The organism is Shewanella sp. SM20, assembly GCF_025654545.1.
Lineage (GTDB): Bacteria > Pseudomonadota > Gammaproteobacteria > Enterobacterales > Shewanellaceae > Shewanella > Shewanella oncorhynchi.
Window position 1 is genome coordinate 41,858 of the sequence record NZ_JAKKRK010000005.1, and the last position, 14,864, is coordinate 56,721.

The following is a 14,864-nucleotide window of genomic DNA, read 5'->3' on the forward strand; positions in this document are numbered from 1 at the left end:
TCCCAGTTTCTTACACTGGGATACGGATCCTAAAGAGCGCCCCTTCTAAGCGACTTTCTTCAATTTTTAAGCTGCCACCGTAGCTGTGAACGATTTCATCACAGACAGCTAATCCGATCCCTTGCCCTGGGGACTGGGTATCGGCACGCACGCCACGTTGGATAATCTTCTGTCTTAAGCTTTCTTCAACACCAGGGCCATCATCTTCGACAATAAGTTCAAACTCACCTTGTGAGTTAATTTTAGCCGATACATGCACTTGGCTGATACACAGGCGGAAAGCATTTTCCATAAGGTTGCCACACAGCTCCATTAAGTCACCCTTGTTGCCGGGGAACATCAAAGAGGGGGATATGTTGGCCGAGAACTGAACTTGTTTTTCTCGATAAATTTTAAACAACATTTGTGCTAATTGATCGACTAAGGGCGCAATAACAGTTTGTTCTTGCTTCAGGCCTTGGCGACCCAACATAGCCCGTTTTAATTGGTATTTGACCAGCTGATCCATCTGGCTGACTTGTTCCATGATCTTTTCGCTCGCCGATTGTTTACTCAAACTGGCGTCATCTGTAATGGCATGCACGGCGGCTAAGCGGGTTTTAAGACTGTGTGCCAAGTCATTCATAGCATTTTGATAGCGCTGTTGTTGGGCACTCGATTGTTGCAACATCTGGTTGAGTGCTTGCGTTACGCCTTCAAGTTCAACAGGATAGCCCTCAGAAAGTGATTTACTCTTACCTTGGTTAATTGATTGCAGTTCATTTTGCATCCGTACCAAGGGACGCATGCCCCAATAGGCGGCGCTGACCAATAGAATTAAGGCTAAGGCCAATACCATGGCTAAACGAATATAAGTACGTTTACTGAATTTACTGTATTCCTGCTCCAGTTTGGCGGCATCTTTCATGACGAGGAGGTTGTAATGCACACTGGCAATTTCTACCGCGAGCAAATAGACGAAATATCCTCTGTCGTCAGCCATGGTGAGGTAGTAGGGCGGGGAGTCGTTACGGATTTCGTTAAAACGCTCACAGGTATCAAATAAGCCACGATCTACTGCGAGGGATGAGGTCCAAACCTGCTTAAATTTGTCATCGCAGCTCGCTATTACATAACGCTCTTGTTTATTATTTTCTTCCAGCCAAGCACTGGTATCGGGGATAAGATCGTGCTCCCGTAATTCGGCGGCGACTTGGGGGATTTCAGCAATGAGTTGGGCAGTTTCTTCGTTATAACTATTTTGCGCATGCAGAATATTAACCATCCATGCGAGACCAAAACCCACTAAGGTAATAATTGATAGTGAGGTGAGAAACATCCGTGTCAGCAGACGTTTCTTGAATTTTAATCTTAATTGCATGGCAGGTTAAATTTATATCCTTGGCCGCGGATGGTCACTATGGGGTTATCTATACCATCGCGGGTCAGTTTTTTACGCAGGCGGCTGACCATGACTTCAATCGTATTGGGATCGCCTTCCTTATCACCATAAATCACATCGAGTAAACGTTGCTTGGCGACAACCTCATGACAATGGCGCATCAAATATTCGAGGATTAAATATTCAAAGGCAGTGACTTCCATGACTTCGTCACCCAGAGTGACTTGTTTGGCGGCGAGATCGAGTTTCAATTCTCCACTGCAAATCACGGGTTTAACAAAACCTGCGCTACGGCGCACTAAGGCATCAAGCCTTGCAACAAGCTCTTCTTTTTGAAAGGGTTTCACTAAGTAGTCATCGGCTCCGGCGTTTAGGCCTTCAACTTTATCCTGCCAATTAACTCGTGCCGTGAGAATTAATATTGGTGCTTTAAGACCCGCTTCACGGAGCTGTTGAATTAAGCTAATACCATCTTGATCGGGTAGCCCTAAATCGACAATGGCGACATCGATGGGATAATTAGTGGCTTGATAAAAACCTTCTTTGGCAGTCAGTGCCACTTGAACTTGATTGCCGAGATCGCTTAATTGCACTTTTAAGTGGTGGGATAAAATAGGATCGTCTTCAACAACCAAAATTCTCATAATATAATGCCTTAAAGTGTATGAGCTAAGCTTTAGCAAACTAGTCTACGCAAAATCACACTGATAACCAAATAGAGGATCAGCATATCTTAGTTGAACTTAACCTTTGCTGACCGAGTTGAGCTTGTGGTCAAAATAAGTACTAATTAATTGTTGAATAAGAAGGTTTTGCCGTTAAAGTGTTAGCGTATCGGGGAATTTCCCCAAGGCGATTTTTGTTTTCTGATCCGCAAAATGCCGTTGCCACACATAATCGCGCCTAAGGTAAATAACATCACCGCCATCATGATAAAAGACAATCTCAACCAAGGCATTTCTTGCGCTAATCGCAGATGTACCGCTTCGATGGTTGTGACGCCCCAGACAGCAAAGACACTTATAAATAATAAAATTTGTAATAAACGAAGTAAGTAAACTGAGTTAAAAAATAAGACCAAAGGCGCAAGTGCAAAAGGAATGGCAAAGTTAATTTGTTCGTAACGTACGAAGTGGGCACTCAATAGCCAGCATGCAATCAGGATCCAAAGACTTCTCCACCACATTTATACCCCCTCCCATTAAACGTATTAAAATAGTAAACATAATGTATCTAAAAACAAACTTCCGTACTATTGGCGCGTTCACATTTTGCTAACAATAGATATGTTAACTGTATTGCGTTCAAACAAAAACGCCCAACACTGAAGCTGGGCGTCATTTTGGTCTTTGTGAGGTTTAGTTCGATTTATCTAAATGATGAACTTGTTCATCAAAACTTCTAGCAACTTTACCCGCTTGAGTGTTGTTAAACACTTGCTCGTTAAATTCGCCCTCTGATTTAGCAATAATTACAGTTGCTACGCAATCACCAGTGACGTTTACAGCAGTACGTACCATGTCGAGTAAGCGATCGACACCGATAATCAGGGCAATCCCTTCCACTGGTAAGCCAACTTGATTTAACACCATGGCCAGCATGATAAGTCCGACACCTGGAACACCCGCTGTACCAATTGATGCTAACGTGGCAGTCACAACAACAACGGCATAATCGGTTAGTGAGAGCTCAATGCCAAAAACCTGCGCAATAAACACAGTGGCAACGCCTTGCATGATTGCTGTGCCATCCATGTTAATCGTAGCGCCTAACGGTAGCGTAAAAGCGGCGATTTTATTATCGACACCTAATCTATGTTCAGACGCTTCTATGGTAATGGGTAAAGTGGCATTTGAACTGGCGGTTGAAAAAGCAAACAACTGCACATCACGCATTTTACGAATAAATATTAAGGGATTGAGGCCTGAGAAAAGTTTTAGAAGTGTAGGGTAAACAACAAACGCATGGATCAGTAATACACCTAAGACCACGAAGAAATATTTAACCACACTACCAAAGGTCTCTAAACCGAGTGTTAATGCAAGTTTTGCCATCAGCGCAAATACACCATAGGGCGCGAGTTGCATTATCAGTGTCACGACACGCATGATGACTTCATTTAAATCTTCAAACAACGCCGCAATACGTTTACCTCTCTCACCAATATGGGCAATAGCAAAGCCAAAAATCACCGCAAAAATAATAATTTGCAGCATATTACCTTCGCTCAATGCCTGCATCGGATTAGTGGGCACTATGTTTATCAGCACATCAGCAAGACTTGGGGCTTCTTTTGCGACGTACTCCATTTTTTCTGACGCCAGTGAGGCGTTTCCAGGATGTATAAGGACTGCGCTGACAATCGCAATCACTAAGGCAATGGCGGTTGTGAATAAATAGAAGGCGAGGGTTTTCCCCCCTAAGCGGCCTAATTTTGAAGGTTCACTCAGTGAGCAAGTTCCGCAAACTAATGAAATAAAGACTAAAGGAACGACTAACATTTTTAAGCTGGAGATGAAGATAGTACCGATAACATGCAAGAAACCTTCGGTAATATAATCTTTTACTATATCGCTTTCTGGAAAGGCATTGCGGAGAAAGAGGCCTAAAGCAATACCTGTTCCCATACCGATCAGAATTTTACTTGTAAGGCCGAGTTTATTTTTTATAGAAATTGCCATAGAGAGTCCTGTGTGTTTTTTATACATTCTATTTTTTGGCGCTCACAAGACTAGCAAGAAAATCGTGAAGATGAAATGACAATTAATGTTAAAGTATTTATCAGATTTGCGAAATAAAATAAGATAGTTATGGGAAAGTTGCGTGAAAATTGTGTAATGTTAGCCTATAAGTAATAAGCGTCTCGCTTAGGTATTATCATCAGAGTAACAGGGAGCCTGACAATGAAGTCAGCGTATAAGGTTTTTCTCGCAGGATTGTGTTCGCTTTTATTATTAGCATGTGGTGGTGGAGGCAGTATCTCTGATGATGGTTCCGGTACTCCGCCGACGCCAAGTGTCGTCACTGTCACTCTGAGTATTACTAATACGGATATTTCTGCTTTAGCACCTGCCACAGTATCAGCTAACGTTGTTGATTCGAAACTCGGTTCCTTGGCTGGTGAATTAGTTACTTTTACTCTGAGTAATTCTAATATTGGGTCTTTTGATCCTAGTACGGCAACGGCATTAACGAATACCGAAGGTGTTGCTACTATTGTTTTAAATACAGCAACTATTGCGGGTGCAGGTACTGTCACTGGCAAAGTTGATACTGGGGAGTCTGGGAAAATCGGTTTTGTGATGAAAGGTGATGGCGGTGAAGCGGGTGGCGGTGCACAAGTTAATTTAGCCTTAACTGATATTACAGGTTTACCTATTCAAACTATCACATCCTTAAATCCAGGTAAGTTAACTGCTACTATCACCGGCATTAATAAACCCACGATAGTGACCTTTGACAATGATATTGGGGACCTTCCTATCAAAACTGCTGTAACAAATAGTCAGGGAAAGGCTAGTGTTGATATTTATGCTGGTAATACGTTAGGTGCAGGAACTATCGTTGCCTCTTTAGCTAGTGGTGAAAAAGGTAATACAGTAGTGGTGGTTGGTGCTACAAATGTAGTCATGGGTAGTGGAAGTCCTTTTGTTGCTGGTAAAGCAAGTGTTAGTTCAAGTGATTTAACTGCAGGTGGCACCGCGACTATTTCTGTCGTTATCCAGGACGATCAAGGTAAGCCTTTTACCCAACCTGTGGATGTTAAGTTTTCATCGGCCTGTTCAACTAAATCATCACCAGAAGCCATAATAAGTTCACCCGTACCCTCTGTGAATGGCGTAGCTACAACGACTTACCTTGCAAAGGGCTGCGTTGGAGATGATCCTATTAATGTTACTGCTAACGCAGGTGGATTAAATCTTTCAGCTACGGGCACTATTAAAGTACTTCCTGCTAACGTGGGAAGCATTATATTTATGTCTGCGACACCGCAAAATATCGCCATTTTAGGTACAGGTGGCTCAGAATCTTCTGAAGTTAAATTTAAGGTACTTGACACAAATAGTAATCCGGTAAGTAACCAGTTAGTTAACTTTAGTTTGAACACTACGACGGGAGGCATAGTGCTTGACCCATCAAGTGCAACGACTAACAATCAAGGCATTGTTCAGACAGTTGTAAGAACAGGGACTGTTGCTACTTCGGTAAGAGTAACAGGCACTATTGCTGGCTCTTCGCCAGTTATTTCAAGTCAATCAAGTCAGCTCATCATCTCGACAGGGATACCCGATCAAGACAGTTTTTCACTTTCTGCAACAGTACTCAATGCTGAAGGTTGGAACGTTGATGGCACCAAAGTGACCGTTACTGCACGCCTAGCCGATGCATTCAATAACCCTGTTCCAGATGGCACAACAGTATCTTTTACCACTGAAGGTGGCTCTATTGAAGATGCTTGTCAGACTGTTAAAGGTACATGTAGTGTTGTTTGGACGAGTCAGTTAACTAGGCCTGAAGGGCAGTCTCTTATTGACGCAACAGGCGCATTAATTCGCAATCCTATTGCGATACTTGCGCCTAATTTAGGTAATTATTATGGCCAGAAATATGGTGGTCGAGCAACTATTACTGCAACTGCGATTGGCGAAGAATCCTTCCCAGATCTTAATGGCAATGGTCGCTTTGATTCTTCTGAAGCAACAGCATTTTTAACTCAAAAGGATGTAAGTGGTAAGCCATTTGATTTGGATGATGCTTTCAATGATTATAATGAAGATGGCATTTTTAATCCTCAGCAAGCGGGTGGACAAATTGGTGGGGAATTAGAAGAGTTAATTGATTTTAATTCTAATGGTGTTTTTGATATAAAAGATAGTAAATATAACGGTGTACTCTGCTCTGAGCCTGCACATGCTGCTTGTGCTGATGGTATTACAGATTCAAAATCACTATATGTGAGAGGCAGTTTAGTGATTGTCATGTCAGGAAGTACTGCTTATGCGACTCCGATTGCTGATGTGCTTATCGACGATAGTTACAGCATCAGCAAAGACCAACGTATTGACTTAATAGGTAAAGATGCCGCTACTGTTTATTTCACTATATCTGACTTACATAACCAACAAATGCCTGCTGGTAGTATTGTTAGATTTAAAGCAAGCGCAGGTTCTGTTGCTAGTAGTGCTCAATATATTTGGCCAAGTAGTAACTATAACGCGGGACGTGAGTTTAGTGTGACACTGAAAGGTGAAGAGCAACCTAATGCAGGTACTCTTATTGTTGAGGTTGAAACCCCTAATGGGTCAGTGACTCAGGTTCTATCTATTCCGATTAGAATCAGCTAGTTTTAAGGACCTTATTCAAATAAAAAGAGCATCTAAGGTGCTCTTTTTCTATTGTAGGTCTGTCGAATTTTATAATGATGTAGTTCCAGCGTTAGGAATAATTCCTAACGCTGGAACTGATACACGCTACCTAGTTTCATGATCTGTGTCAGTTCATCTAGAGCTGTTCGAGATTCGATGATTAGCTGAGGGTCTGCAAGATCTTGGGTGGTTAATCTGTCTCGATAATGTTTGTCTACCCAAAGGTTTAAACGAGTAAATAAAGCATCATTCATCAGAGTGTGTTGATTTACCGCTGCGACTTCCACTTCATTCATGGCGACACGTAAACGAAGACAAGCAGGACCGCCACCGTTTTGCATGCTTTGTTTTACGTCGAAATAAAGCACTTGCTTAATCGGCGTGTTTAACGTGAGTAATTCGTTCAAATAGGCAAATACCGCGGGATTTTCTTGGCAATCTGTTGGGGCAATAATCGCCATTTCACCGGATGGCAACGTAATAATTTGAGTATTGAATAAATAGCTTTTGACTGCGTCGTTAATTGCTACTTTCGCGGTTGGCACTTCAATGAAATACAGCTCAGTGTCGAGTTTACGTTTAATTTCATCGATCTTATTCTGGGTATTTAAGAAGGCTTGTTCGTGGTAGAACAGGACATTTTGATTACCTACTGCGATAACATCGTTATGGAATACACCTTGATCAATCACATCAGGATTCTGTTGGATGAAGACGCAATTATCGTCTTCCAGCTGATGTAAGCGTGCGACTGCCATCGACGCTTCTAAGGTTTGTCTTGCTGGATATTTTTGCGGTTTAGGTGCATTGGGATTAGTGGCTTCTTGTCCATAAACAAACAGCTCAACACCAGCATGGCCGTATTCATTGCAGAGACGAGTGTGGTTTGCGGCACCTTCATCACCGAAGCTATTATGCTCAGGTAAGTGACTATGGTGATGAAAATAGTGGGGATCACTGAAAGTTGCTGTTAATATGCGCCCCGTTGTCAAAGGCTCGATGCTGCGATGCAGTTTGTCGACTAAATTTGCTGGGGTGAAATGCAGTTTGCCGTCACGTGTATCTGCACTTGGTGAGACGGTAGCGGCATTGGCTGTCCACATACTGGAAGCACTGCAACAGGCATTAAGTAACATAGGCGCTTCTTTTGCCGCTTGTTTTAATACATTAGCATCAGAGCCGGAAAATCCAATTCGGCGCAATGTATAGAGATCTGGGCGCTCTTGAGGAGCTAATATTCCTTGAACCATGCCCATATCGGCTAGTGCTTTGGCTTTTTGGAGTCCTTGTTTTGCTGCAGCTTTGGGGTTGGAAACTAAGGCGGCATTGCTAAGTGAGGCTACATTGCCAAAAGACAACCCTGCGTAATTGTGTGTTGGTCCAACGAGTCCATCAAAATTCGCTTCAAAGTGCTTCATTGCTTATCCTTGTGATAGGGAAAGTTATTATTTGTTCATATGGTCCCTGAGGGAACCCAGTATACTGAAGCTTTTCGAGTGCACAAGCGGACGGTTTTGTGCTCAAAGCGACTTTTTCACGATAAATGCATAACTATTTCTTGCTTGCTGGCAAATAATGAAATATTAGTTTTTAATTACGCATATTATATTTTGACATTTTTTCAACTTTGATTAAAAAGTGACTCGCTGGTACATATAAAAGAGGGATTAACTTGAAACTATCAGTACAACCCTCTATATATGGTGCCAATTTCCACCTTCTTGAGATTTTTTGGCGCAAATTAAACTATGGGTAAATCGCTAGTTATTGTCGAATCACCGGCCAAAGCTAAGACTATTAATAAATATCTTGGCAAAGAATTCATCGTTAAATCGAGCGTAGGTCACATCCGTGATCTGCCGACATCATCGACTTCAGAAGGCAATGAAAAGGTTAAATCCGCTGCCGAAGTTAAGAAGATGTCGCCAGAAGAAAAAGCTCAATATAAAAAGGTGAAAGATCAGCAAGCGCTAGTGTCTCGTATGGGCGTAAACCCTGAAAAGGGCTGGGCGGCTAAGTACCAAATTTTGCCGGGTAAAGAAAAAGTCGTTAAAGAGTTACAGGCACTTGCCGATTCTGCTGACCAAATCTATCTCGCAACCGACTTAGACCGTGAGGGAGAAGCTATCGCCTGGCATTTGCAAGAGGTGATTGGTGGTGATCCTTCACGGTATCAACGTGTTGTTTTCAACGAAATTACTAAGTCTGCGATTCAAGATGCTTTTAGTAAACCGTCGACACTCGACACTAACATGGTTAATGCCCAACAAGCGCGCCGCTTCTTAGACAGAGTTGTCGGTTTTATGGTGTCGCCTCTGCTGTGGAAAAAAGTCGCTCGTGGTTTATCCGCTGGGCGAGTGCAGTCGGTTGCCGTGCGTTTAGTGGTCGAACGCGAAAGCGAAATCAAAGCCTTTGTGCCTGAAGAATTTTGGGATGTACACGCAGAGCTCAATACGCCCGCTCAAGAAGCTTTGCGGATGGAAGTGGTTAAGCATCTAGATGCTGCCTTTAATCCTATCAATGAACAGCAAGCGATGGCTGCGGTTCAAGCATTATCTGCGGCAAGTTTTACTGTGCTGGCCCGCGAAGATAAAGCGACTCAAAGTAAACCATCGGCTCCTTTTATTACGTCGACACTGCAACAGGCCGCGAGTACACGTTTAGGTTTTGGTGTAAAGAAGACCATGATGATGGCGCAGCGACTTTACGAAGCTGGTCATATCACTTATATGCGTACCGACTCGACCAATTTGAGTCAAGAAGCCGTTGAAAACTTGCGCGATATGATTGCCAAAGAATTTGGTGATAAGTATCTACCCGCCGAACCGATTCGATACGGATCAAAAGAAGGCGCACAAGAAGCTCACGAAGCGATTCGTCCATCGAACGTTCAAGTGCAAGCAGCGACCTTATCTGACATGGAACGTGACGCTCAGCGCTTATATGAGCTTATTTGGCGCCAGTTTGTCTCATGTCAAATGACACCTGCACAATATGATGCCACTAAGTTGACCGTGAAAGCGGGTGACTATGAGCTCAAGGCTACTGGACGTACTTTACGTTTTGATGGTTGGACTCGCGTGCAAACAGCACTCAAGAAGAAAAACGAAGAAGACAATACGTTGCCATTTGTGGCACAAGGCGATGTATTAGCATTAAAAGAATTGCAGCCTAAACAACATTTTACTAAGCCGCCAGCACGATACAGCGAAGCTTCTTTAGTAAAAGAATTAGAAAAACGCGGCATTGGCCGCCCATCAACCTACGCAACCATCATTTCAACGATTCAAGATCGTGGTTATGTAAAAGTCGAAAATCGTCGTTTCTATGCCGAAAAAATGGGTGAAATTGTCAGCGAACGATTGGTGAGCAGTTTTGCTGATTTGATGAGCTATGACTTTACCGCCAGCATGGAGCAAACATTAGATGATGTGGCTCGGGGCGAGTTAGACTGGAAAAAAGTACTTGATGGTTTCTATGCTGACTTTACTAAGCAATTAGAAAAAGCAGAGCTGGATCCTGAAGAAGGTGGTATGCGTCTTAACCAAATGGTGATGACGGATATCAAGTGCCCAACTTGTGGTCGTCCTATGGGGATCCGCACTGGAACGACAGGTGTTTTCCTTGGTTGCTCTGGTTATGAATTACCCCCTAAAGAACGCTGTAAAACGACGATGAACCTCACGCCCGGCGTTGAGGCGATTAGCGAAAACAGTGAAGATGCCGAAACAGATGCACTGCGTGCGAAGCACCGTTGTAGTATTTGCGGCACGGCAATGGACAGTTACCTGATCGATGAGAAGCGTAAGTTACACGTCTGCGGTAACAATCCAATCTGTGAAGGCTATGAAGTCGAAGAAGGTCAATTCAAGATCAAAGGCTATGAAGGTCCACTGATTGAGTGTGATCGCTGTGGTCACGATATGGAACTGAAAAATGGTCGTTTTGGTAAGTACTTTGGCTGTACCAATGAGGAATGTAAAAATACTCGTAAACTGTTGAAAAATGGTGAGGCGGCGCCGCCAAAAGAAGATCCAATTTATTTACCCGAACTGAAATGCAGTAAATCGGATGCCCATTTCGTATTACGTGATGGTGCTGCGGGTATCTTCTTAGCGGCCAGTACTTTCCCTAAATCACGTGAAACCCGTGCGCCTCTGGTTGAGGAACTGGTTCAATACCGTGAGCTGCTATGGCCTAAGTATCAGTATTTAGCGGATGCGCCAGTCACTGATGATGAAGGCAATAAGGCTGCGGTGAAGTTTAGCCGTAAGACGAAAGAGCAATACGTTGCGACTGAAGTCGATGGTAAAGCCACGGGTTGGTCTGCGCATTACGTCAATGGTAAGTGGGTGAGTGAATCTACCAAGAAGGCCAAGAAAGGCGCATAGCGACGGATTAAGCTAGCTTAACGCTAAGAGAACAACAAAAAGCCAAGTCATATTTGACTTGGCTTTTTGTTTGCATTTTTTCGATATTAATTTGTTGCTATAGATAATAATTCAAACATGTTGAGTACTTTACACGCAATGACGCGGTAGCATGAGTGGCAAATGTGTCGCTAATTCAACTTAACGGTAAGCAAATAGAGACTGATCACCATTTCTTTTTAGGTTGAAACAGCATATCGATATCATCTTCTTCATTTTTAGGTCTAGGTGCACTGGGCTCAGATTGTTTCTGTGCACCCATAATTTCATCAAGTAATTGTTTAGCCTCATCGACTTTACGCCCAATGAAGGGATCATTAGGCGTTTGTGCCTTAATGGCGTGTAATGTTGATAGGGCTTTGGTTACCATTTGTTTTGATGAGCCATATTGCTTCATAAAGCTGGCCGCGCGGGCACGAGAAAGCATAGAATCGACATTAATTCTGAGCTGTAAACTGTCGATGCGGCTTTCTTCTTGAGCAAAAATGCTCGGATCAACTTTACCTTTATTATGCTCTGCTCTGAGTATCGCCTTTAATTTTTTTAAGGTTTGAACAAGCGCTAAAATTTGCTTGTCATTATCGGGTAGTCTGAAATTCTCAATTGGAGGAGTTTGAGGTTGGCCAGACTGTAAGCTTGTTATTTGATTATTGATATCGGCTAAGCGGCGTTGGTAGTCTGACTGTTGTTGGCCATTACTGATCGCTGTTGCAGACTGCAAGGCATCTTGTACACGCCGGTACAAAACCAACACTATATTCGTGCTACAAGGCATCATTCCTGTGTTTGATAACACAGTTTCAGTTTCATCGATAATTGCTCTTTGACGGGCAAATTCAATGCGACGCTCAGCCTCTACACGTTCTTTTTGTTGCTGTAATACGTTAATTCCGATAACAAGCAGTAAAAGCGCACCGATGAGGATCAGAACCAAGGTGAATGACATAGATGTTCCATTATTTATCCAATTGAGCTAATGCTACAATAAATCAATAAACTAGCATAGTTATCTTAGCCTAGGTTATCATTTCTGTCGTATGAATCTGTAGACTTGTGCTCTATATTCCTATTTGCTTTAATTTTTACTATATACTATAACGATTGATTATAGCTGAGAGTGCTTTGAGGGCTCAGTTGTTAATGGCATTTTGCGTGTTTGAGACAAGGAAATAAGATGAAACTGCAACAACTCAGGTATATTGCTGAGGTCGTAAAACATAACCTCAATGTATCGGCGACAGCTGAAAACTTGTATACCTCTCAACCCGGGATCAGTAAACAAGTTCGTATGCTTGAAGATGAGTTGGGGATCCAAATATTTGGCCGTAGCGGTAAGCATTTAACCCATGTCACACCTGCGGGTTTGCAAGTGATCAGCATTGCCAATGATATTTTAGGTAAAGTTGAAAGTATCAAAAAAGTGTCTGAAGAATATACTAAGCCAGATCAAGGTGAGTTAAATATTTCCACAACAGATACTCAGGCACGCTATGCATTACCGACGATAATTCGTCAGTTTATTGATCGCTATCCTAAAGTGAACTTGCATATGCACCAAGGGACACCGTCGCAGATCAGCGAACAGGCAGCTCGCGGTGATGCAGATTTTGCTATTGCGACCGAAGCAATGCATTTATATTCAGATCTGATCATGTTGCCTTGTTACCACTGGAACCGCTCTATCGTTGTGCCAAAAGACCATCCTCTTGCGACCCGCAATCAAGGCAGCTTGATTAGTATCGAAGATTTAGCCCGTTTCCCCTTAGTGACCTATGTCTTTGGTTTTGACCGTGCTTCTGAAATTGAGAAAGCGTTCAATCGGGCCAATTTAGAGCCGCGTGTTGTCTTTAGTGCGACCAGTGCCGACGTGCTTAAAACCTATGTTCGTTTAGGATTAGGCGTGGGCGTCATCGCGTCTATGGCCATTGATCCAAATGTTGATAAAGATTTAGTCGCTATTGATGCTGGCCATTTGTTTGCCCACAGTACAACTAAAATTGGTTTTAGGAAGGGCAGTTTCTTGCGCAGTTATATGTATGATTTTATTCAGCACTTTGCGCCGCATTTAACCCGTGATGTGGTGGAGAAAGCCGTAGCATTACGGGATCAACAGCTCATAGATGAAATGTTTGCCGATAAAAATCTGCCAATGCGTTAACTTGGATGATTTACAAACATAAAAATGTCGCTAATAAAAGCGGCATTTTTATGGGTTTAGCGATTAAGATAAATCGACTTTATCCATCTCGAGTTGCGCAAGGGCAATAACTGCTTGAGTGCGGTTACGAACACCAAGTTTTCTAAATATGGCGGTAGCGTGCGCCTTGATGGTCGCCTCAGATACGCCAAGATCGTAGGCTATTTGTTTATTTAATAAACCTTCGGCAAACATCTGCAACACTTTATATTGTTGCGGCGTGAGATCGGATAACTTGTTGGCCATTTTATCAATGGCATCGTCATTGATAGCAATAATCTCAGTGCCTTTAGGCAACCAAATATCACCGAATAACACCGCACTTAGCGCCTCTTTTAGGGTTTCCATTGAAGCTGATTTAGGGATAAAACCACTGCTGCCATAATGAATCGCACGGCTAATGGTATTGATATCCTCGTGGGCTGAAATCACCACAACGGGTAACTCAGGATAATGTGAGCGTAGGTGGATAAGTGTGGAGTAGCCGTGGGACCCCGGCATCTGCAGATCTAACAGTACAAGATCGTAATCGACGCTTCGAACATCCAATACAGATTGCAGTGCGTCAGCACTGTCTGCTTCAAACCACTGTGCATGTTCGAAAGCGCTGGTCAGCGCTTGACGTAGTGCATTTCTGAACAATGGATGATCGTCTGCGATAATAATATTTAAGTTTTCTAGCTTCATGGCTTTTATGATTATGTTCGGTGCGCGTGAAGATTGAACTCAATGTAACAGAAAAGTAATCAAGGATCCTATTGCTTTATTCAGGAATAAGGACAAAATTTTGATATGTTTCTGGTTGTTAGACTTTGGTCGGTGTTTTACAAGGAAAAAGATGGACCGTATAGTTTCAATTGAAAGCCCGAAAGTACGGGCTAACCTATACTTTAAAATCGTCTAAAAACTACCCATATGTCCACACTTTTGTGGGATTTCGTTGTTCGTCAACCGCAACAAAGGTGAACACACCACGTATAGCATGCTCTCGATGGTCTTGATACATGTCTTCTACATAGATGTTGACTTCAACTTTTAATGACGTATTACCTACATGGATCACACGAGCTATGAGTTCTGCTAGTGTGCCTGCTGGGATAGGCTTTTTAAAATCAATTCTATCGGAACTCACTGTGACTAAGGTTTTACGGCAGAAACGAGTTGCTGCAATAAAGGCTGTTTCATCCATCCACGCTAAAGCTTCGCCACCAAATAACGTATTGTGATGGTTGGTGATTGAGGGGAATACTGCTTTAATCACACGCGCTTCTGAGGAATCAATTCGAGTTTGAATCGCGTCAGAAAAGGGTGTTTCAGCGGCTTCGATTCGTGAGGTATTTTCGGTGTTTGGAGAAATGGGCGTAAGCGACATACAGCAACCTAAGGTAATGCAGCAAAATAAGCTCGAATTATAAAGATTTATGGTGGTTAAAGATAGAAAGCTACAGGCTTTAACCTGCAGTAGGCATATGACTGAGGATAATGTCATG

Annotated in this window: 11 protein-coding genes; 3 read left to right on the forward strand and 8 right to left on the reverse strand. The window is 42.8% G+C overall.

Annotated elements, in window-relative coordinates; translation table 11 throughout:
* Positions 1-10: 10 nt before the first annotated feature.
* The 4 genes from L5M18_RS03700 to L5M18_RS03715 all read right to left on the reverse strand — a co-directional run bounded on the left by L5M18_RS03700 (position 11) and on the right by L5M18_RS03715 (position 4,062).
* Complete coding sequence (locus tag L5M18_RS03700; protein ID WP_028759713.1) at positions 11-1,360, reverse strand: sensor histidine kinase; 1,350 nt, start codon at positions 1,358-1,360, stop codon at positions 11-13.
* Entirely contained in the window at positions 1,351-2,025 is a 675-nt protein-coding gene (locus L5M18_RS03705; RefSeq protein WP_028759714.1) for a response regulator, read from the reverse strand. Before L5M18_RS03705 ends, L5M18_RS03700 begins: the two co-directional genes overlap by 10 nt.
* 182 nt (positions 2,026-2,207) lie before the next feature.
* On the reverse strand, positions 2,208-2,567 hold the full coding sequence (locus L5M18_RS03710) for a hypothetical protein (protein ID WP_028759715.1): 360 nt from the start codon (positions 2,565-2,567) through the stop codon (positions 2,208-2,210).
* Positions 2,568-2,739: 172 nt separating this feature from the next.
* The gene (locus L5M18_RS03715) at positions 2,740-4,062 is read right to left on the reverse strand and encodes a dicarboxylate/amino acid:cation symporter (protein ID WP_173496825.1); all 1,323 of its coding nucleotides are present in this window, start codon (positions 4,060-4,062) and stop codon (positions 2,740-2,742) included.
* Between the two features lie 222 nt (positions 4,063-4,284).
* Between L5M18_RS03715 and L5M18_RS03720 the strand changes: the two genes are divergently transcribed.
* Complete coding sequence (locus L5M18_RS03720; RefSeq protein WP_263195971.1) at positions 4,285-6,726, forward strand: hypothetical protein; 2,442 nt, start codon at positions 4,285-4,287, stop codon at positions 6,724-6,726.
* Between the two features lie 104 nt (positions 6,727-6,830).
* Here the strand turns inward: L5M18_RS03720 and astB are convergent, their stop codons facing one another.
* A complete protein-coding gene (gene astB, locus L5M18_RS03725) occupies positions 6,831-8,165 on the reverse strand; it encodes an N-succinylarginine dihydrolase (RefSeq protein ID WP_173244483.1) in 1,335 nt (444 codons plus the stop codon).
* Positions 8,166-8,495: 330 nt separating this feature from the next.
* Here astB and topA point away from each other — a divergent pair, with 330 nt between their 5' ends.
* Complete coding sequence (gene topA / locus L5M18_RS03730; protein WP_105252683.1) at positions 8,496-11,138, forward strand: type I DNA topoisomerase; 2,643 nt, start codon at positions 8,496-8,498, stop codon at positions 11,136-11,138.
* Between the two features lie 205 nt (positions 11,139-11,343).
* On the opposite strand, the gene zomB is transcribed toward topA, so the two are convergent.
* Positions 11,344-12,123: a flagellar motor control protein ZomB gene (gene zomB / locus L5M18_RS03735; RefSeq protein WP_028759720.1), complete on the reverse strand. Its 780-nt coding sequence runs from the start codon at positions 12,121-12,123 to the stop codon at positions 11,344-11,346.
* Positions 12,124-12,351: 228 nt separating this feature from the next.
* On the opposite strand from zomB, the gene cysB reads away from it, so the two are divergent.
* Positions 12,352-13,335 (forward strand): HTH-type transcriptional regulator CysB, encoded by a 984-nt coding sequence (gene cysB, locus L5M18_RS03740; protein WP_028759721.1) that lies wholly within the window; start codon positions 12,352-12,354, stop codon positions 13,333-13,335.
* 63 nt (positions 13,336-13,398) lie between these two features.
* Here cysB and L5M18_RS03745 read toward each other — a convergent pair whose 3' ends face one another.
* Both L5M18_RS03745 and L5M18_RS03750 read right to left on the reverse strand, forming a co-directional pair.
* Positions 13,399-14,061, reverse strand: a complete 663-nt coding sequence (locus L5M18_RS03745; protein ID WP_263195972.1) for a response regulator transcription factor — start codon at positions 14,059-14,061, stop codon at positions 13,399-13,401.
* Positions 14,062-14,281: 220 nt separating this feature from the next.
* Positions 14,282-14,746: an acyl-CoA thioesterase gene (locus tag L5M18_RS03750; RefSeq protein WP_173244489.1), complete on the reverse strand. Its 465-nt coding sequence runs from the start codon at positions 14,744-14,746 to the stop codon at positions 14,282-14,284.
* Positions 14,747-14,864 lie beyond the last annotated feature (118 nt).